The 613-nt window shown below is 73.7% G+C and carries 1 protein-coding gene and 1 pseudogene; both read right to left on the bottom strand.

Going from position 1 to position 613, the window contains the following annotated elements:
* A partial coding sequence (locus tag GJV64_RS15255) for a methylated-DNA--[protein]-cysteine S-methyltransferase (RefSeq protein ID WP_164158371.1) occupies positions 1–339 on the bottom strand: 339 nt, incomplete at its 3' end.
* A gap of 57 nt (positions 340–396) precedes the next feature.
* Positions 397–613, bottom strand: a pseudogene (locus GJV64_RS15250) (serine protease); the annotation flags it as partial.

Raw genomic sequence — 613 nt, 5'->3', positions numbered from 1 at the left:
GCCCATGCTGGCGGCCTGCTGGCCATAGCTGCGGGTCTCGCCGGCCGGGATGGCGCGCAGGGCGGCCCAGGCGCGGCGCTGGAATTCGGTGCCGATCCGGGCCACCGGCACCGCTGACAGCGCGCCCAGATCACCAGCGAAATAGGCCGCCAGCGCGCCCGCCAGCGCCGACGGCGCCACGCCATCGGCCAGCGCGGCGCCGGGGTGGTGGCGCACGAACAGGCGCTCGAGCCGGGCTTCGCAATCGGCAAAATCGAGCCCGTGAACCGTGCCGTCAGGCGCGGTGATGGCGATCAGGTCGCCCAGCGGGCTGGGCAGGCGGGAGCGTGTGTGGGTCATGGCGGGTTTCTACACGCCGCCACGATGATCGTCTGGCGGAAACCGGACGCAAGGTTCCTAGGCCCGGCAGGACAGGCCGCCCATGTTGTTGACCCCGCATTCGGCGCGCTGTTCGCCCACCGCAAAGCGCACGGCAAGCGCGCCGCCGCCCGCCAGCCGCACCACGTCGGTAACGCTGGCCACCGGCTGGCCGCCCAGCGTTTCGATCAGCGCGCCGGGGCGCAGGAAGCGGGCGGCCGGCGCGCCGTCGTCGATGGCCACCACCACCACGCCC

It is taken from the genome of Sandarakinorhabdus rubra, from assembly GCF_010994245.1.
Taxonomy (GTDB): domain Bacteria; phylum Pseudomonadota; class Alphaproteobacteria; order Sphingomonadales; family Sphingomonadaceae; genus Sandarakinorhabdus; species Sandarakinorhabdus rubra.
Note: the sequence above shows the minus strand (reverse complement) of the source record. Positions and strands in the feature narration are given on the sequence as shown.